The 19,222-nt window shown below is 60.0% G+C and carries 17 protein-coding genes; 5 read left to right on the forward strand and 12 right to left on the reverse strand.

The annotated features are described in order from the left end of the window. Nucleotides 1-31 precede the first annotated feature (31 nt). The gene (locus AC8GFZ_RS07515) at nt 32-967 is read left to right on the forward strand and encodes an NADP-dependent oxidoreductase (protein WP_506643901.1); all 936 of its coding nucleotides are present in this window, start codon (nt 32-34) and stop codon (nt 965-967) included. 26 nt (nt 968-993) lie between these two features. On the opposite strand, the gene trhO is transcribed toward AC8GFZ_RS07515, so the two are convergent. Genes trhO through AC8GFZ_RS07535 form a run of 4 tightly spaced genes read right to left on the reverse strand, consistent with a single transcriptional unit; the run spans nt 994 to nt 4,761 of the window. Next, complete coding sequence (gene trhO, locus AC8GFZ_RS07520; RefSeq protein WP_506643903.1) at nt 994-1,935, reverse strand: oxygen-dependent tRNA uridine(34) hydroxylase TrhO; 942 nt, start codon at nt 1,933-1,935, stop codon at nt 994-996. 10 nt (nt 1,936-1,945) lie between these two features. Continuing rightward, complete coding sequence (locus tag AC8GFZ_RS07525; protein WP_506643905.1) at nt 1,946-2,887, reverse strand: delta(1)-pyrroline-2-carboxylate reductase family protein; 942 nt, start codon at nt 2,885-2,887, stop codon at nt 1,946-1,948. Then, nucleotides 2,884-4,044 carry an enolase C-terminal domain-like protein gene (locus tag AC8GFZ_RS07530; RefSeq protein ID WP_506643907.1) on the reverse strand — a complete coding sequence of 387 codons (1,161 nt, stop codon included), beginning with the start codon at nt 4,042-4,044 and terminating at the stop codon, nt 2,884-2,886. Before AC8GFZ_RS07530 ends, AC8GFZ_RS07525 begins: the two co-directional genes overlap by 4 nt. A 9-nt stretch (nt 4,045-4,053) precedes the next feature. Further along, nucleotides 4,054-4,761 (reverse strand): haloacid dehalogenase type II, encoded by a 708-nt coding sequence (locus AC8GFZ_RS07535; RefSeq protein ID WP_506643909.1) that lies wholly within the window; start codon nt 4,759-4,761, stop codon nt 4,054-4,056. 180 nt (nt 4,762-4,941) lie between these two features. On the opposite strand from AC8GFZ_RS07535, the gene AC8GFZ_RS07540 reads away from it, so the two are divergent. Both AC8GFZ_RS07540 and AC8GFZ_RS07545 read left to right on the forward strand, forming a co-directional pair. Next, complete coding sequence (locus AC8GFZ_RS07540) at nt 4,942-6,141, forward strand: MFS transporter (RefSeq protein WP_506643911.1); 1,200 nt, start codon at nt 4,942-4,944, stop codon at nt 6,139-6,141. A gap of 32 nt (nt 6,142-6,173) precedes the next feature. After that, nucleotides 6,174-6,716, forward strand: a complete 543-nt coding sequence (locus AC8GFZ_RS07545; protein WP_506643913.1) for a hypothetical protein — start codon at nt 6,174-6,176, stop codon at nt 6,714-6,716. A gap of 10 nt (nt 6,717-6,726) precedes the next feature. Here AC8GFZ_RS07545 and AC8GFZ_RS07550 read toward each other — a convergent pair whose 3' ends face one another. The 8 genes from AC8GFZ_RS07550 to glmS form a co-directional block, all read right to left on the reverse strand. After that, on the reverse strand, nt 6,727-7,005 hold the full coding sequence (locus tag AC8GFZ_RS07550; RefSeq protein ID WP_506643915.1) for a hypothetical protein: 279 nt from the start codon (nt 7,003-7,005) through the stop codon (nt 6,727-6,729). Between the two features lie 13 nt (nt 7,006-7,018). Beyond that, on the reverse strand, nt 7,019-8,203 hold the full coding sequence (locus tag AC8GFZ_RS07555; RefSeq protein WP_506643917.1) for a lipid-transfer protein: 1,185 nt from the start codon (nt 8,201-8,203) through the stop codon (nt 7,019-7,021). Nucleotides 8,204-8,329: 126 nt separating this feature from the next. Further along, nucleotides 8,330-9,601, reverse strand: a complete 1,272-nt coding sequence (gene boxA, locus AC8GFZ_RS07560) for a benzoyl-CoA 2,3-epoxidase subunit BoxA (RefSeq protein ID WP_506643919.1) — start codon at nt 9,599-9,601, stop codon at nt 8,330-8,332. A 22-nt stretch (nt 9,602-9,623) separates the two neighbouring features. Further along, entirely contained in the window at nt 9,624-11,051 is a 1,428-nt protein-coding gene (boxB, locus tag AC8GFZ_RS07565; RefSeq protein WP_506643921.1) for a benzoyl-CoA 2,3-epoxidase subunit BoxB, read from the reverse strand. A gap of 87 nt (nt 11,052-11,138) precedes the next feature. Continuing rightward, a complete protein-coding gene (gene boxC / locus AC8GFZ_RS07570) occupies nt 11,139-12,806 on the reverse strand; it encodes a 2,3-epoxybenzoyl-CoA dihydrolase (protein WP_506643923.1) in 1,668 nt (555 codons plus the stop codon). A 3-nt stretch (nt 12,807-12,809) separates the two neighbouring features. Beyond that, on the reverse strand, nt 12,810-13,727 hold the full coding sequence (locus tag AC8GFZ_RS07575; RefSeq protein WP_506643925.1) for a helix-turn-helix transcriptional regulator: 918 nt from the start codon (nt 13,725-13,727) through the stop codon (nt 12,810-12,812). Nucleotides 13,728-14,005: 278 nt separating this feature from the next. Continuing rightward, nucleotides 14,006-14,875, reverse strand: coding sequence for a DMT family transporter (locus tag AC8GFZ_RS07580; RefSeq protein ID WP_506643926.1), 870 nt, complete (start codon nt 14,873-14,875; stop codon nt 14,006-14,008). Nucleotides 14,876-15,007: 132 nt separating this feature from the next. Beyond that, the gene (glmS, locus tag AC8GFZ_RS07585; protein WP_506643928.1) at nt 15,008-16,903 is read right to left on the reverse strand and encodes a glutamine--fructose-6-phosphate transaminase (isomerizing); all 1,896 of its coding nucleotides are present in this window, start codon (nt 16,901-16,903) and stop codon (nt 15,008-15,010) included. Between the two features lie 130 nt (nt 16,904-17,033). On the opposite strand from glmS, the gene AC8GFZ_RS07590 reads away from it, so the two are divergent. Together AC8GFZ_RS07590 and AC8GFZ_RS07595 are read left to right on the forward strand one after the other, a co-directional pair. Then, nucleotides 17,034-17,531, forward strand: a complete 498-nt coding sequence (locus AC8GFZ_RS07590; protein ID WP_506643931.1) for an Lrp/AsnC family transcriptional regulator — start codon at nt 17,034-17,036, stop codon at nt 17,529-17,531. A gap of 74 nt (nt 17,532-17,605) precedes the next feature. Continuing rightward, nucleotides 17,606-19,222 carry an FAD-dependent oxidoreductase gene (locus tag AC8GFZ_RS07595; RefSeq protein WP_506643933.1) on the forward strand — a complete coding sequence of 539 codons (1,617 nt, stop codon included), beginning with the start codon at nt 17,606-17,608 and terminating at the stop codon, nt 19,220-19,222.

The following is a 19,222-nucleotide window of genomic DNA, read 5'->3' on the forward strand; positions in this document are numbered from 1 at the left end:
CCGCCTGCAACAGGTACACAAGGAGCAACGCATGCGCGCCATTGGATTGTTTGAATTTGGAGGCCCCGAGGTTTTACAACTCCTAGATCTGCCCGAGACCCAACCCGGGCCGGGCCAGGTGCGCGTGCGCGTGCATGCCGCCACCGTGAACCCGACCGACACCTTGCTGCGCAATGGCTCGCGCGCGCAGGCCTTGCGCGAGGTTTCACCGCCGCATGTGCCCGGCATGGATGTCGCGGGCGTGATCGACGCCGTGGGCCCTGACAACCCCACCGATTTGGCCATTGGCGACAAGGTGATGGCCATGGTGGACAACCAGGGCAGCCACGGCGGTTATCGCGAAAGCATTGTGTTGTCGGCCGATGCGGTGGCGCGCATCCCCGAGGGCGTCAGCCTGATCGAGGCCGCCACGCTGCCCATGAATGGACTCACCGCGCGCCAAACGCTCGACCAATTGGCCTTGAAACCCGGGCAGACCTTGGCGGTCACGGGGGCGGCCGGCTGTTATGGCGGCTATGTGATTCAACTGGCCAAGCAAGCGGGCCTGCATGTCATCGCCGACGCGAGCCCCGCAGATGTGGCGCTGGTGCGCTCTTTTGGAGCCGATACCGTGGTGCCACGTGGCAAGGACATCGCGGCGCAAATCCGCCAAGTGGTACCCAATGGGGTTGATGCATTGGCCGATGGTTCTTTCCAATGTGAGTTGACCCTGGGCGCGGTGCGCGATGGCGGTGGTTATGCCTCGGTGCGGGGCTGGTCCATGGCGCAGCGCGGCATTGTGTGCCATGCCACCTGGGTGCGGCAATACAACCACCGCGCTGATTTATTGCGCCAATTGCGCCAATCTGTCCATGACGGGGTGATCACCCTGCGCGTGGCCGACACCTATGACCCTGCGCAAGCCGCCGAGGCACATCGCCGGCTGGAAGCCGGTGGCACGCGCGGGCGCTTGGTGATTGTTTTTTAAACCGCAACAGCCCTCACCCACCCGCATCAATCCAAAGTCAATGGGGCCCGCCATTGCTGCAGTGCCCATTGGCGCTGGCGCTCGCGGGCCTTGGTTTTTTTGTCTTCGCTGGTGTGGGCGTGGCAGCTGGGGCAGCTCACACCCAACTCAAACAAGTCGGAGCGTTGGTCTGGTTCGCTCAGGGGCTCGCGACAACTGCGGCACAAGCCCAGCCCACCAGGCTGCAAGCCATGGCCAACCGACACGCGCTCATCGAACACAAAACATTGCCCTTGCCAGCGGCTTTGTTCTGCCGGTATTTGGGCCAAGTATTGAAGGATGCCCCCTTGCAAATGAAACACCTCGCCAAACCCCATTTGGCGCAGCAAGGCGGTGGATTTTTCGCAGCGGATGCCACCGGTGCAAAACATCGCCACTTTGGGTTTTGAACCATCCTTGGCTTGCACAGCAGGCGACCGCGACAACCAATCGGGCAATTGGGAAAAGTTGTCGATGTGGGGGTTGATGGCCCCCTCAAACGTACCCAGCGCCACCTCATATTCGTTGCGGGTATCGATCAGCACCACAGCCGGGTCGGCGATCAAGGCGTTCCAATCCTGCGGTGCCACATAGGTTCCCGCCATCTGGACCGGGTCCACACCCGGCACCCCCATGGTGACGATTTCTTTTTTCAAGCGCACCTTCATGCGGTGGTAGGGGGCATGCTCGGCCCATGATGTTCGTGGCACCAGGTCGGCCAGGCGCGGGTCTTGCCGCAGATGGTCCAGCACCGCTTGCACATCGGCGGCGGCACCCGACAAGCCCCCATTGATGCCCTCGGGGGCCAGCAACACCAAACCTTTGACGCGGTGGGCCAAGCACACCGCCTGCAATGGCGCTTGCAAAGCAGCATGGTCAGGCAAGCCCACAAACTTGTAAAACGATGCGGTGAAAAACCGAGGGGTGGTGCCGCCAGGGGATGCGTCCAAGGGCTGCACCTTATGCCAACAGCTCAGCCACTGCACAACGCGCCGCGGCCAAATCCCAACCGGCCCAACCGCAATTTTTGAAAAACACGGTTGACCCCGCTGTCGCGCCCCTGCTGTTAGGCGGGCTTTGGCGCACCACATCGCCCAAAGTGGGCAGTGCGCGCACATCGATGCCGGCTTGCAACAAATCGCCCGCTTCATGGTCGGCGTCGCGGGTGTCGACCACCAAGCGCGCGTCCTGCGCCAGCGCTTGGCACACGGGAATAGACCATTCGGCCATCTCGGGGGTGAACGCGCCCACCGCCGAGACAAAAGCGCCCGAGGCAGGTGCGGTGTTCATCACCACGGCCAAGGCCGGTGTGGTGGTCATCACCCAAGCGCAGTCGCCCACCACGGTGTTGGGGTCTGACACCGTCTGCGCTTGCATGCCCAAGCTAAGCGCGTGCTGCACCAAGGCCTGTGCACTGGCCGGGCTGCGCGAATGCACCATCACCTGTTGCACGCCCATGCCCACATGAAAGGCCTCCAAATGGGCGCGGCCTTGGTCGCCCGCACCCACAATGAGCATGGGTCCACGCAGGCTGGGAGACAGCTTTTGAGCTGCCAACAAAGACACCGCGGCCGTTCGCCGCGCCGTCACCGTGGGGCCATCGAGCAGTGCCACACGCTGACCGGTTTGGGTGTCGAAGACCAAAATATCACCTTGCACAGGGGGCAGACCGCGTTGTCGGTTGCTGGGCAACACGGTGATGATTTTGGTGATGGCGATGCGCGCATCGTGCGCGGGCATCACAAACAAGCTGTTGCCCTCGCCCACGGGCAGCACCATGCGTGGCGGCACCGCCACGGTCGGGTCGTGCAGCACATCCTCAATCGCCGAGGCCAAGGCTGGATAAGGCAAAGCCGCCGCAGTGGCTGGGGCGTCGAATATCGATGGTGACCGGGGCTTCATCGGTTGAGCAGGGTTTCAATGCCTGGGGGCACGGCTTGATAGGGGTGGGCACGCAACAAGTCCAGGTTCATTCTCAGGTGATGCTGACCGGGTAGCGGCACCCCCAAAGCGCCGCGCTGGGGCTGCAAGTCCACGCCCTGCGTCAGGCTGTCGTACATCGGGCTTTCGTCAAATTGCAGCTCGAGCATGGCGCATTCGGGTGCTGCCAATGCCACTTGCCAGCTGTGCCAGGTGCAGACGGGCCCGGAAGGGTTGTGCGGTGAAAAAGTCACCCCATGCTCTGCGGCACGCTGGGCAATGCGCAGCATTTCTGGTGGGCCACCGCAGTACTTCACATCGGGCATCACCACGTCGTACAAGGCTTCGTCAAACAAGGTTTGGAACGAGGCCAAGCCGACCTGGGTTTCTGCGGCTGCGAGCAACACCCCTTGGTCCTTGGCCGCTAGGCGCAGTCGGCGCATGGCGGGCCAATGGGCATGGGTCTCGGCCAAGGGGCATTCAAACCAGTGCAAGTTGGCGGGCGCCAAGTCACGCAAAGTTTGCAGCGCACGGGCCTCGTCAAAGCGCCAATGGCAATCGACCATCAGCAGGGCCTGCGGACCCAGGACATCGCGCAGCGCCAACATGCAGTCCACCCCATGGTGAATTTTGGCTTGGCCCTGGGCCGTGCCACACAGGACCGGTGTGAGGCCATCAAAGGGGGCGGCTTTGAAGCGCTCAAAGCCTTGAGCGCGAGCGCGCAAAGCGGTGTCCACAAAACCTTGAGGGCTGCGGTCGGTGGTGGCGCGGTTGATGTTGGCGTACAGCGGCACCACCTGGCGCTGCACCGGGCCCAACAAGCTGTGGGGTGCGCAACCCGCATGTTGGGCTTGCAAGCCCAGCACGGCTTGCAAAAAAGCGCTGACCACGGTGTTGCCCACCAAGCCGCCTGGCGAAGCGGGGGCCGCGCGCACCTGTTGCTGGGCTTGGTCCAAGTTCAGCCCCTGCCAATCGCTGCGCCATTGCTGGCACACGGTGTCGAGCATCGGCTCCCAGCCGTTCAAGGAACCCTCTCCCCAGCCCACGGCACCGCTGCTGTCGGTCACCGACAAAAACCACCAATTGGTTTTGTTCGAGACGTGCAGCACATGGCTATCAATGCGGGCGATGGTGGTCATGCTGGCAGTTTAGTGGCGTGAGCGGTGTGTCAAGCGATCCGCCAAGTCATTGAAGTCTTGCGCTGCCACCGTGAATCGCGACAAATCGCCGTGTTGAATGCGCACCCCTGGCCCATTCTCCAGGGGCCGAGACACATAGGCGGTTTGCAAACCACAGGCAGCGGCCGCGTCCAAATCGTCCTCATGGCTGGCGACCAACATCACTTGACCGGGAGCGACATCAAACACCTCGGCCACGCCCAAATAAGTTTCAGGGTCGGGCTTGTAATGGCGAAACACCTCGGCCGACAAAATCAAGTCCCAAGGCAAACCAGCGTGCTTGGCCATGTGGGCCAGCAAGCTCAAGTTGCCATTGGACAAGGTGCACAAGGTGAAGTGCGCCTTCAATCGCTGCATACCCGCGATGGTGTCTGGCCACGGTGCCAAGCGGTGCCAGGCGCGGTTGAGGTGTTGGCGCTGGCCCTCGTCCAAGTCGTGACCCCGGGCCTTCAGCACCTGGTCCAAAATGCGCCGGTGCAGGTCGTCAATCTTGGTCCAGCCCAAATGGCCCGAGCGCACCTCGGCCATGGCCGGTTTATAGCCCGCCCGCCAAGCCGTGGCGAAGGCGTCGCCGTCTTCACCGGGGATGAGTGCGGCCACCTCGCGGCTGATCGAACCATGCCAATCGACCACCGTGCCGAAGACGTCAAAGGCCAAGATCAAGGGTTCAGATTTCATCGAGTACCTTTGCCAAAAAAGGGGTCGCCCCAGCGACCCAGGTCAAAACCCATACTGTGGCATGATTTCCCCAGAGCAAATTACCGCGTCGCAGACAAGCCGACGGGGACACACCATCCACAGAGACATGCCCACCACCCATTTGTCCATGTCCATGCCCAGACCGCAAGGCCAGCACCCTTGAGCACGCCCACTGGCCGTTGGCAAGCCCTTCACGCCATTTGGCGCTTGCTGTTTTCAGGCTTTTTGTTTTCAACCGTGCGTTGGCTAGAGATGCTGGCCATGGGCTTATTTGCCTACCGCGTCACCGAGTCGGCCTTCATCGTGGCGCTGCTGAGCATGTTGCGCTTGTTGCCCATGGGCTTGTTTGGTGCCTTGATCGGGGCATTGGCCGAGCGTTTTGATTCCCGCTTGTCCTTGATGCTGATGGTCGGCACCTCTTTGTTGACCAGCGGGGTTTTGGCACTGCTGGCCAGCATGGGTTGGCTGAGCATTTGGCATTTGGGGGTGGGTTGCTTTATCAACGGTATTTGTTGGGCGGCTGACAACCCGGTGCGGCGCATGATGATCGGGGACTCCGTGGGTGCGCAGCGCATCGGCCCGGCCTTGTCGGTGGATGTGGGTGTCAACAACGTCAGCCGGGTTTTGGGACCCATATTGGCCGGACTGCTGTTGGCCCAATTTGACATTGGCGGTGTGTTTTGGTTGGGGCTGGTGCTGCACAGTGTCAGTTTATGGGTGGTCTGGGGCGTTGCCCCAGACCATAAACACCCGATCAAGCACCCGTTGTCGCTTCTGGGGCCGATGCGCGAGGGCTTTGCCCTGGCGCGCCAAGACGATCGCTTGATTGGCATTTTGTCCGTCACCGCCATCTTCAATGTGTTTGGCTGGCCCTTCACCAGCATGATCCCTGTATTGGCCAGCGACGCCTTGCACTTGGGCAACCAAGACGTGGGCCTGCTCGCCAGTTGTGAAGGTGTGGGTGGCTTTGTGGGCGCGCTCTTGTTCGCCAGCTTTGCCAAACCCGCTTGGTATGGGCGCATTTATGTGGGCGCCGTGGTCGTGTACTTCACCACGGCGGTGGGTTTTGCCCTTGCCCACAGCGTGACCTTGGCCGCCCTGCTGTTGCTGCTCAATGGCCTGGGTGCGGTGGGGTTTGCAGTCATGCAAACCACCTTGATGTACCGCGACTCACCCGTGGCGCAGCGCGCGCGCTTGCTGGGTGTGTTGACAGCCTGCATCGGTTTGGGGCCGATTGGGTTTTTCTACATCGGGGTGTTGGCCGATCTCTTGAGTCCCCCCATGGCCACGCTGGCCATGGCGGTGCAAGGCATGGTGGCGCTGGCACTGACCCGGCGCTATTGGCTGAAGTTTTTTTGAGTCTGTCAAACCTCACCATGGCAAGATGGGCCATGCGCGAAAAATTTCATTGCACCCAATCCCGCTCTGGGGCACAGGCTTTTTTCCGCGCCATCTCGATCTGCGCCTTGGTGTGCGCCATGCCCTGGGCCCTGGCCCAGCCCAGCGAATGCGGCTTCATCAAAGACCCCGACCGCCAAGCCTATTGCCGCGCTGTGAACGGCGGCAGTGAAGCGCAATGTGGGTTTATCCGCGACAGCGATTTGCAAGCGCGCTGCCGCGCTGAAAGCGGAGGTGGCGCCTCACAGTGTGGCTTCATTCGCGACAAAGACGCCCAGGCCGCTTGCCGCGCGAGCTTGCAAAGCCAACGGCCCGCCGTGGGCTCATCGAGCGGCCAATGCGGGTTTATCCAAGACGCCGACCAACAAGCGCATTGCCGCGCCACCACCGGTGGCGGGTCTGGCCAATGCGGCTTTATCCGCAACCTGGACTTGCAAGCCCTGTGCCGCGCTGAAACCGGCGGTGGTGCAGGCCAATGTGGCTTCATCAAAGACCGCGACATGCAAGCCGCCTGCCGCGCCAAAGTGCGGCGCTGAACCAGTTGGCTCAAGCGCTGAAGTAGCGCACCACGGCCCACACCGCCAGGGCCACCAACACCACCACAACCACCAAGATAGTCAACACGGTGATGAGCCAATCTTTGGCCATGGCCAGCATCAACAAGCGGGTGTCATCGGGTCCGCGTGCCAAAGAATTCCAGATCAAGTACCAGGGAAACAGCGCCGTCACCAACATAGTGATGAAGGTGAACTGCCAAAACCCCATGTCGGCATAGCGGTTGGCCACTGGCGGCGTGGGGGTGGCCTCGGGCCGGATATCGGTCATGGCGCAAACACCATCAGACCCGTTCGTATAGCGTGACCACACAAGCCCCACCCAGGCCCAGGTTGTGTTGCAAGGCCAGGCGAGCCCCGGCCACCTGGCGGCGCTCTGCGGTGCCGCGCAACTGCTGGACCAATTCTGTGCATTGCGCCAAGCCGGTGGCCCCCAAGGGATGGCCTTTGCTGAGCAAACCGCCCGAGGGGTTGGTCACCACCTGGCCGCCGTAGGTGTTGTCGCCATCGTCGACAAACTGTTGCGCCCCGCCGCGTGGGCACAAACCCAGGGCTTCGTAAGAGAGCAACTCGTTTTGGGCAAAGCAGTCGTGCAGCTCCACCACGTCAATGTCTTGCGGGCCCACGCCAGCCGCTTCGTACACCGCCGTGGCCGCTTCTTGGGCCATGCCAAAGCCCACCACTTCGCGCATGTCCTGGGCTTCAAAGGTGCGGGCGCGGTCGGTGGTCATGGCCTGGGCGCGGATGCGCACGCTGGGGGCCAGCCCATGCTGTTGGGCAAACGCTGCGGTGCAGACAATGGCAGCCGCCGCGCCGCAGGTGGGCGGGCAGGCCATCAAGCGGGTCATCACCCCGGGCCACAACATGGGCGAGGCCATCACCTGCTCGGTCGTCACCTCATCACGGAACAAGGCCAAGGGGTTGTTCGCGGCATGCCGGCTGGCCTTGGCGCGGATCTTGGCAAAGGTCTCCAGCGGCGTGCCAAATTCATTCATATGGGCCAGGCCTGCCCCGCCAAAGTAGCGCAGCGCCAAGGGAATTTCGGCATGCCCCACCAGGGCTTGGGTGGCTTCGTCAAACCGATCAAATGGGCTGGCGCGGTCCGGAAACTGCACGCCCAAGGCACCAGGGGTCATTTGCTCAAAGCCCAAGGCCAAGGCGCATTCCACGGCCCCCGACGCCACGGCTTGGCGGGCCAAATACAGGGCTGTAGAACCCGTGGAGCAGTTGTTGTTGACATTGACGATGGGAATGCCCGTCATGCCCACCTCGTACAAAGCGCGCTGGCCGGCCGTGGAGTCGCCGTACACATAACCCACATAGGCCTGTTGCACATCGGCGTAGCCCAAGCCGGCATCGTGCAAGGCCAAGCGCACCGCCTCAGAAGCCATCACCGGATACGGTTGCGCCGCACTGGGTTTGGCAAAGGGCACCATGCCCACACCCACCACGAAAACTGAATTTTTCATAAATGCCTTTCGCTGACAAGCCGCCCCTTGGGCTTGCCCAAGCATCATAAAGCGGGCTTTGGGATCAGCTGCGTCCCACGCCAGTGGGGGCGGGTCAGCGTGATTTGCACCACCGGTGCCACCGCGTCAATAGGTTTCCAAGTGCAAACGGCCTTCTTGCTTGAGGGATGACCCCAGGCTTTCCCAATTCAGGCCCGCTTGGGTGACCACATCGCGCAGGGCCAGCACCACGCCTTCTTCCATGCTCTTCAAGCCACACACATAGATGTAGGTGTTGGGATCTTTGAGCAAAGCCACCAAGTCGGCACTGCGTTCGCGCATCAGATCTTGCACATAGCGTTTGGTTTGGCCCGCTTCGCGCGAGAACGCGAAGTTGATGTCTATGAAGTCTTTGGGCAGCTTTTGCAAGGGGCCAAAGTAAGGTAACTCTTTTTGGGTGCGCGCGCCAAAAAAGAGCATGAGTTTTCCGCCTTCAAACTTGCCGCTTTGGCGCAAGCGCCGACGCCACTCGGTCATCGCACGCATGGGCGCGCTGCCGGTGCCTGTGCAAATCATCACGATGTGGGACTTGGGGTGATTGGGCATCAAGAAGCTGCTGCCAAAGGGGCCAATCACCTGAACAGAATCGCCCGTTTGGAGGTCGCACAAATAGTTGGATGCCACGCCCTTGACCGGCTGGCCAGCGTGGTCCTCCACCACCCGTTTCACCGTGATCGACAGGTTGTTGTAACCGGGCCGCTCGCCGTTGCGCGGGCTGGCAATTGAATACTGGCGCGCATGGTGCGGCTTGCCTTGTGCATCGACACCAGGGGGAACGATGCCGATGGATTGCCCTTCTAAAGCAGGGAATGGCATGGGGCCAAAGTCCAAGACGATGTGGTGGGTTTCGTTGGTTGTGCCGGCTTCGTTCACTTGCACATTGCCCACCACGCTGGCGCTGATCGGCGCCTTGGGGCCATGCAAGTTGGTGTACGGATGGGCGGCAGACCAAGGCGGAACAGTGGCGCCATAGGCGGCTGATTGGAACACTTCGCTTGGGCTGTTGGATGAGGCGCTTTGGGCGTTCACCTCTTGCGCCGCTGTGGCGAGCGCAGACGCATCTGCACCCATGGCCAACAACTCGGCCTCCGACAGCGCAGGGGGCAAATCGTCCCAAGAGAATTGTTCCTCCAGGGTGTACGCCGAAGATTTGGGCCGCATGTGCCAGTTGTCAATCGAGCCGGTGGGGCACGGTGGCACACAGGCCATGCAGAAATTGCATTTATCGGCCATCACCACGTAGTTGCGGCTGTCATGCGTGATGGCACCCACCGGACAGGTGGCCTCGCAGGTGTTGCACCGGATGCAAATTTCCGGGTCAATCAAATGCTGGTTGAACAGTTCGGCAGGTGCATTCATGGCCAAGGTGCCTTATCGGGGTTCAGTTGAAACGAACATAGTCAAAATTCACGGGCTGACGGTTGATGCCCATGACGGGCGGCGCAATCCAATTGGCGAATTTTCCGGGTTCTACCACACGGCCCATCAGGCTAGCGACAAAAGCGCGGTCTTCGTTGCTGGGCAGCCACTCGCCGACCTTGGCCATCCATTCGGCTTTGGTGACCACTTGGCCATCGGGCGTGATGTTGGAACCCGACAAAGAACCGATGTTGCGGTGAAAGGCTTTGTGCGGTGCCTTCAATGTGAAGGGGATGCCCGCCTTGGTGATCACGCGGTTCCAACGGTCAATGCCACTGACGGAGTCGGTGATGTAGTCGTCGCGCAGCACTTCGTTCAATGCGTTGAGCATGGGCACTTCTTTTTCAACCAGCTTGCCGTCTTCCACCGACAAAATTTTGTAGCTGTTGCCCTTCAAAACGTGGTCGTCCCCACGCTTGCCTTCTTCGTAGCGGCCTTTCAGACCAGAGCTGTAGAAGGTGGCGGCGTTGGACGACTGATCGGCACCGAACAAGTCAATGGTCACCGAGAAATGGAAGTTGATGTAGCGCTGGATGGTGGGCAAATCGATCACACCAGCGGCGCGCAGCTTGGCCACGTCGTCGGTTTTGAGCTGGTTCATCACATCCACGGTGCGCTGAATGGTGCGGCTCACGCCCGACTCGCCCACAAACATGTGGTGCGCTTCTTCGGTCAACATGAACTTGGTGGTGCGCGCCAAGGGGTCAAAAGCGGACTCGGCCAATGCACACAACTGGAACTTGCCGTCCCGGTCGGTGAAGTAGGTGAACATGAAAAAGCTCAACCAGTCGGGAGTCTTCTCATTGAACGCCTGCAAGATGCGCGGATTGTCTTCATTGCCGCTGTTGCGCTGGAGCAAGGCATCGGCTTCTTCGCGGCCGTCTTTGCCGAAGTATTTGTGCAACAGGTAGACCATGGCCCACAGGTGACGGCCTTCTTCCACGTTGATTTGGAACAGGTTGCGCAGGTCGTACATGCTGGGGGCGGTGAGGCCCAGGTGACGCTGCTGCTCGACCGATGCCGGCTCGGTGTCGCCTTGCGTCACGATGATGCGGCGCAGGTTGGCGCGGTGCTCGCCAGGCACGTCTTGCCAGGCCTTTTCACCGATGTGGTCACCGAAGTGGATCTTGCGGTCTTGCTCGCCTGGGTTCAAAAACACGCCCCAGCGGTAGTCGCGCATCTTGACGTGGCCAAACTGCGCCCAGCCTTGCGGGTCCACGCTGACGGCAGTGCGCAAGTACACGTCCATGTCGGTGGAGCCTTCGGGGCCCATGTCGTCCCACCAGTTGATGAAGTTGGGCTGCCACTGTTCGAGCGCGCGCTGCAGCGTGCGGTCTTCGGCCAGGTTGACGTTGTTGGGAATTTTTTCGCTGTAATTGATTGCAGACATGCGGTTCTCCAGAAATTGACGCAACGGTGGGGGAACATTTCGGTTGCAGCAGGCACCACCGGGAAGCCTTCCGCACAACGCAAAACATCAAACGCGGTTCATGTCGAAAGCGGCTTTTTCGCCTTTGCCATAAACCTTCAAGGCACCTTTTTCACCGACCGCGTTGGGGCGGTTGAAGATCCAGTTTTGCCAAGCGGACAAGCGCCCAAAGATGCGTGTTTCCATGCTTTCTTTTTGGGCAAAACGCAAGTTGGCTTCCAAGCCCGTCAAGCTGTCGGGTGACATCGCCGCGCGCTCTTCCACGGCCAAACGGATTTCGTCTGCCCAGTCAATGTCATCTGGCGCAGCGGTCACCAAGCCCAGAGCCAAGGCTTTGGTGGCATCCAAGGATTGACCAATCACGCCGCGTGCATTTTCAAGCGGCCCCACCTCTTCGTAAAAGCGGCGTTGCAAACGCGATTGGTGGTTGACCATGGGAAAGAAGCCAAAGTTCATTTCACTCAATGCCAAATGCGGTGCTTTTTCGGGGCTGTCGGGCAAGTCCAGCATGTAGGCCCGGTCTGCGGCCAATGCCAGCTCAGCCAAGGTGCCTGCAAAGCAAGAACCTTCATCGATCAAGGCGAAGAGGGAGCGCGATGTCACATCCACACGCGCCAGCGTGCGGCGCAACATGCCAATGGTTTCGTTGACAAACCAGTGGTCTTGGTGCTGGGCCAAGATGGCATCGTTTTGCAAAGCCAGATTGGCGTCACCGGCTGTTTTGATCAGCCAAGTGCCCACGTCGAGCTCATTGGTGCGCAAATTCAAAATGGCGTCATCCAATTCACGCGCCATTTGCAGCGGGTACCAATGGGCACCAGCGGCCAAGATGGCATTCAGGTCTTGGGGCAATGCCGCTTTGGGTGCATGCACGGTCAATGTGGCGGTGCGTTTGGCGCGGTCGATGGCCACGTTCACGTATTCATAGGTGATGCTGTCCGCGCCGATCACCCGTTGCAGCGGGGTCAGTGCCACCCCTTGACCCACGGCTGATAAGCCGGGTCGCTTGCAGTGGGCAGTCGGCTGGTTGGCACGCGCCATCACCGCCGCTTGGAACTGTGCGGGCTTGGCGACTTCATCGACCAAGCGCCAATCCACCGCACGCTGGCCGCGCACGCCTTCCACACTGGTGCAGAAGATGTCTGCGTGATCGTGACGCACTTTGCGCTTGTCGGTCACGCGGGTCAAACCACCCGTTCCGGGCAACACCCCCAGAAGCGGCACCTCGGGCAAGGACACCGCCGATGAGCGGTCGTCCACCAACACGATCTCATCACACGCCAAAGCCAATTCGTAGCCACCCCCCGCGCATGCACCGTTGACGGCTGCGACAAACTTCAAACCGCTGTGGCGGCTGGTGTCCTCGATGCCGTTGCGCGTCTCGTTGGTGAATTTGCAGAAGTTCACCTTCCAAGCATGGGTCGATACCCCGAGCATGAAGATGTTGGCACCGGAACAAAAGATGCGGTCCTTCAAACTGGTCACGACCACACTTTTGACTTCGGGGTGCTCAAAGCGAATCCGGTTCAAGGCGTCGTAGAGCTCGATATCCACCCCCAGGTCGTAACTGTTGAGCTTGAGTTTGTACCCAGGGCGAATGCCGCCGTCTTCGTTGATGTTGAGTTGCAAGGTGGCGGTCTCACCCTCGTATTTCACCGACCAATGTTGGTATTGGCTGGGCTCGATCATGTAATTGACGCTGGTCGTTTGGTTCATGTCTCAGTCTCCAAGTTGAATGGGGCATATGCGGTTGAATGTGAAAGGCATTTTCATGACCGACCTCAAGCGTGAACGCAAGATTTGGAAGCTTTCCTCCAGGGCTTGGGCGCTGGTGTCCAGCACCATGTCCGCTTTGGCATAAAACTCTGAGCGACCTTGCAAGATCATCTTCAGGTCTTCAATGGCCTGCGCACTGCCCGCCATGGGGCGCATATCGCCTTGGGCGGCCACGCGTGACAAATGGTCCTCTGGCTTGGCTTGTAACCAAACCGTGTAGCAGTGGGAAAGCATTTCATTGAAGGTCGCGGCGTCAGACACCAAACCCCCTGGGGTGGCAATCACCACCTCTGGATAGACTTGAATCGTCTCCTCCAATGCACGCCGCTCGTATCTGCGGTACGCATGGGTGCCGTAGAGGTTGTGGATTTCAGAAATGCTGCAGCCGGCAAACTTCTCGATCTCGCGACTCAGCTCGACAAAGGCGTAGCCCAAATCGGCGGCCAAGCGGGCACCCAAAGTTGTTTTACCCGCACCCCTCAAACCAATTAAAGCGATTCGATGGGTGCGCGCAGCGTCGGTGGTGGCGCCAAACATCTCTGCAATGTTCACGCGCACGCGGCGCAATTCAGCCTCGCTGCGCGGGCCCAGCATTTCACGCAGCAACAACCATTCAGGAGAGGTGGTGGTGACATCGCCCAACAACTCCGCCAGCGTGCACTGCAAGGCACCGGCCACTTGCAACAAGACCAAGATCGAAGCATTGCCTTCGCCATATTCAAGGCTGGCCAAATGCCTTTCGGACACATCGGCCGCCATGGCCACCGCCTTGCGCGTCATCCCGCGTCGAGCGCGCAATACACGCACCCGTTCGCCCAGTGCGACCAAAAATGGGTTCTTCACATCAGTAGCTTCTGTCATTTGGCACCTTCAATTCCAAACGCTTATGGACAAACCCAATTATGCAATATATTGCTTTTTATGATTTTCTATAGCGTATAAATGCAAGTATGAGCATAATAATGCATATAAAGGGCCCGCATTAGAAACGTCGTACGCCAAACCATCACAGCACAAGCGATATCGAGTTAAGCCCACAAGAAAGAGCGACATGACAGAACTGCATTCCAATTGCCTTAGGCCTTAGGAACAGACGATTGAATGCATCACGGCGGTGAAACGACTGATCCAGGGCTTTTCTATTTGGCCCTGGTTTTTTTGCCCAGAACCACGACCGCCAGCACGCTCACAGCAAACCCCACATTCATGGCGGTGATGGGCTCACCCAATAAAAAATACGCGCCCACCAGTGTCAAAAAGGGTTGCAGCAGTTGCACCTGCCCCACGCGCGCCACGCCTCCCAGTGCGAGGCCTCGGTACCAAAAGAAGAACCCGATGTACATCGATACCAAGCCGACATAAATGAAGGACATGATGGCCGGTGTGGACACGGCATGCACATCGAAATCCAGAAACTGATATGTCAGAAATAGGTTAATCGGTAGCGTCAACACCAGTGCCCAACTGATGACATCGACCGCGCTCATTTCTTCGCTGAGTTTGCCCCCTTCGCTGTAGCCCACCGCTGCGCTGGCGATGGCCACAAACAAGAGCCCATCTTCAGGGGCCACGCCCCCACTGCCGTTCAGCGCTGCGTATGCAATGACCAACACACTGCCCAAAATGGCGGTGGCCCAAAACGCCAGTGATGGCCGCTCTTTGAAGCGAATGGCCCCCACCACGGCGGTGGCCAGTGGCAGCACGCCCAGCACAATGCCCCCATGGGCGGATGGCAAGGTTTGCATGGCGAGGGACACAAACAATGGAAACCCATACACCACGCCCAGGGCAATGACGACCAAGCGCATCAACTGGCGTTGGGTGGGCAGCTTTGGCCTGGTGATGAAGAACAACAGCAAGGCACAAACACCGCCCAACAAAGACCGGCCAAAGGTCACGAAATAAGGGCTGAGTTCAGCGACAGCGATGCGGGTGAAGGGGAGCGTCAGGCTGAACATCAGCACCCCGATGAAGCCGAGCCACATGCCTTTTGTTTCTTGGGTCAGCATTCAGGCACCTTTGCATTGACGGGTCTGGGCTGTACAACCCATCTTGGATGCGTCACATCACCGAAGGCTTTGGATACAGGCATCAGGTCATTGTGACTCTGATTTCGGCTCACAAATCACCCACCAGCCCAACTACTCCACCGTCACCGACTTCGCCAAATTCCTCGGCTTATCCACATCCGTGCCTCTGGCACAAGCGGTGTGATACGCCAGCAACTGCAAGGGCACCACGTGCAGCAGGGGCGACAAAGCGCCATAGTGTTCGGGCATGCGGATCACATGCAAGCCCTCGCCCGATTCGATGCGGGTGTCGGCATCGGCCAGCACATACAGCACGCCGCCTCGGGCGCGCACTTCTTGCAAATTGCTTTTGAGCTTTTCCAGCAACGCATCGTTGGGGGCCACGGTGACCACGGGCATGGCGCTGGTGACCAGCGCCAGCGGGCCGTGTTTGAGCTCGCCCGCCGGGTAGGCCTCAGCATGGATGTAGCTGATTTCCTTCAACTTCAAGGCGCCTTCCAAAGCAATGGGGTAATGCAAACCACGGCCCAAGAACAAAGCGTTTTCTTTGCTGGCAAAGTCTTGCGCCCAAGCGATGAGTTGCGGCTCCAAAGCTAAGACGCTTTGCAAAGCGACAGGCAGGTGGCGCATGGCTTTGAGGTGTTGAGCCTCATCGGCGGCGCTCAAGCGGCCCTTGGCTTGCGCCAGCGCCAGGGTGAGCAAAAACAAACCCGCCAGCTGGGTGGTGAAGGCCTTGGTCGAGGCCACGCCAATTTCCACACCAGCGCGGGTGATGTAGGCCAGCGCGCATTCGCGCACCATGGCCGAGGTGGCCACATTGCAAATGGTGAGGGTGTGCTGCATGCCTAAGCTTTGCGCATGGCGCAGGGCGGCCAAGGTGTCGGCGGTTTCGCCCGACTGGCTGATGGTGACCACCAGGCAACGCGGGTTGGGCACCGAGTCGCGGTAGCGGTATTCGCTGGCCACTTCCACCTGGGTGGGAATGTGGGCCATGCTCTCCAGCCAATATTTGGCGGTGCAACCGCTGTAATAACTGGTGCCACAGGCCAAGATGAGCACCGAGTCGATCTCTTGGAACACGCGGTGGGCGTTGTGCCCCGGTTGGGGCTGGGGGCCGTCAAACAATTCGGGCACGATGCCCTCGATGCCTTCCAAGGTATCGGCAATGGCACGGGGTTGCTCGAAGATTTCTTTTTGCATGTAGTGGCGATATGGGCCCAACTCGGCCGCGCCACTGTGGGCGTGCACGGTGTGCACCTCGCGCTGCACCGCTTGGTGCTGGGCGTCCACGATCCAGTGCTTGCCCATTTGCACATCCACCACATCGCCCTCGGCCAAATACACAATTTGGTCGGTGACGCCTGCCAGGGCCATGGCGTCACTGGCCAAAAAGTTCTCGCCCTGGCCGACGCCCAAAATCAACGGCGAGCCTGCACGCGCGCCCACCACCCGGTGCGGTTCGTCCTTGGCCATGACGGCAATGGCATAGGCACCGCGCAACTGACGCACAGCGGCTTGCACCGCCTCGAACAAATCGCCCTGGTAGAGCGCATCGATCAAGTGGGCAATGACCTCGGTGTCGGTTTGGCTGGCAAAGGCATAGCCTTTGGCCTGCAACTGGGCGCGCAGTTCTTCGTGGTTTTCGATGATGCCGTTGTGGACCAAGCCGATGCGGCCTTTGCCCTCACCCGCCGGCACGCTGGGGCCGGGGCTGAAATGGGGATGGGCGTTGTGCACCGCCGGTGCGCCGTGGGTGGCCCAGCGGGTGTGGGCAATGCCCGTCGTGCCTTGCAAGCCACCCGTGGGCGCATTGACCTGCGACACCAACTCAGCCACCCGCTCGGTGCTGCGCGCCCGCTGCAAGCCAGCCGCTTGGCCCATTTGGCTTTGCGCCGCATTGACTGCCACGCCACAGGAGTCATAGCCCCGGTATTCCAAGCGCTGCAAGCCTTGGACCAAGATGGGAACGATATTGCGGTTGGAAACCGCGCCGACGATGCCGCACATGGGGTGTCTCCTGTTGTTGTAGCGACTTTATCCCCATCGATTCGAAAAAATAGATTGATTAAACGCTTAAAATGAAATTTAATTTCAATAATCACATGGTTTATCGATTTATTTCAAAAAGTGAACATTCATGAAAGAAATTCAACTCGACGACATGGATTTGCGCTTGCTCGATGTGCTTCAGCGAGACACGGCGCAGAGCAACCAAGCATTGGCAGCGCAACTGCACATGTCCGCACCCACTTGCCTGCGAAGGACCAAACGCCTGTGGGACTTGGGCCTGATCGAGGGCCAAGTGGCCTTGCTCAACCCCGAGCGTGTGGCCCAAGTGGTGGGGCATGGTTTGCAAGCGATTGTGGAGATCACACTGGACCGCCAAGGCGACGAACACCTGCAAGCCTTTGAACAACGCGTGGTGGCCGATGCCGAGGTGGCCATGTGTTGGCGGGTGGCCCCTGGGCCCGACTTTGTGCTGGTGGTGCATGTGCACGACATGCCCGCCTACCTGGCCCTGGTGCAGCGCTTGTTCACCCAAGACGCCAATGTGCGCAATGTGAAGGCGTTTTTCAGCGTCAAGCGCAGCAAGATGGTGCCGGCTTTGAGTTTGGGCCCCGCCAGCCCGGCTTGACAGCGCCGACCTGGTTCAAAATCAGACCATCGTGCGCGATCCGTCGCATCCGTTCTTTCACTTGGAGTGTTTCCATGGCCCATCGCGTTTTTGATCTGATCGTTTTGGGGTCTGGTGGCGCTGGATTGGGTGCCGCCTTGGCCGCTGCAGGAGAAGGCATGTCTGTGTGCCTGCTGGAAAAGGGCCCCCACATTGGCGGCGGCACAGCCACCTCCTACGGCACCATTTGGGCACCGGCCAACGCATTGGCGGCGCAAGCGGGTTTGGCCGACGATGTGGCGCAGGGTTTGACCTACGCCGAGTTTTGCGCCGGGGGCACCGCACTGGCCACCAACCTGGCCACTTATGTCAACAACGCCTCGCGGGTGATGGACCGCTTGATATCTTGGGGCGTGGGGCTTGAGCTGGCGCTGGGATTGCCCGACGCTTTTTACCCCCATGGGCCAGGCAGTTGTGGCGATGGGCGGCGCATGATTCAAGCCGCCCCGATTCAACGCAGCGCCATGGGGAAGTGGGCCGATGCTTTGCGGCCCGCCTACTATTGCCCGCCAGGGGTCAGTTGGGGCGATGTGGCCCGGTGGGGCGGTTTTGCCAACCGGCGCAACTGGGACGCCAACGAGTTGGCGCGCAGAGAGCAAGAAGGTTGGCTGGCCGCCGGTCAAGGCTTGGTGGCGCAACTGCTGGTGGCTTTCCTCAAATTGGGGGGGCACCTGCAGTTGAATGCGGGGGCCACAGAGTTGGTTTTTTCCCAGCAGCGTGTGGGCGGCGTGCGCATCGCATCAACCGACACCACCTATGAGGCCCGACACGGTGTTGTGTTGGCATGTGGTGGCTATGAAGGCAACGCCGAGTTGGTGCAACGGTTTGAGGGCCTGCCCAATTGGCTCAACCCTTTTGCGCCCACCAACCAAGGCGACGGCATGGTGATGGCCACAGAGCACGGCGCCGCCATTTACCGATCTGCGGTCAACCATGGCTTATTGGTCGGTTGCGCCATACCCACCCGAGACAATGAATTTTTCTCGATTGGCCTGCATGGCATGCCCTACCCCGGTGCGATCGCCGTCAACCAACAAGGGGAGCGTTTTTGTGATGAGTCCCGGTTCCAAGAAGTGGTGCACGCCTTTCACCATTTCGACCGGGCAAAACACCGCTTCATCAACCTACCCGCACACATGGTGTTTGATGACCGTTATCGGCAGCAATACGCCATCGCTGGTGCGCCACCTGGGCAAGCGGCACCCGATTGGGTGGCTCAAGCGCCAACGCTAGAGGCCTTGGCCGCTCAAATCGGTGTGGACGCCACAGGCTTGTTGAAAACGGTTGCGCGCTTTAACCATTTTGCGACGGACGGCGAAGACCTTGACTTTGGTCGAGGCAAGTCCGCGTTTTCCAAAAGCACGGCGGGGGACGCCAACAAGGGCAAGTATGCGCAGCTGGGCCCCTTGGACACACCGCCGTACTACGCCATCCCACTGCGGGTGGGCGGCATTGTGGGTACAGGCCTGTTGACCAACGAACACGCCCAAGTCATGCACGTGCGTGGCCACCCCATTGCGGGCTTATATGCCTGCGGCAATACCGCAGCCCCGACCGACACAGGTGTGGGTTACCAAGGGGGCGCATCGATTGGCAGCGGGGTCATTTTTGGCTGCCTGGCGGCCGAACATGCGGCCCAAGCACGCCACTGA

Origin of the sequence: Limnohabitans rimovensis (SeqCode) (assembly GCF_965234775.1) — a bacterium.
In the GTDB taxonomy this organism is placed as follows: Bacteria; Pseudomonadota; Gammaproteobacteria; order Burkholderiales; family Burkholderiaceae_C; genus Limnohabitans; species Limnohabitans rimovensis.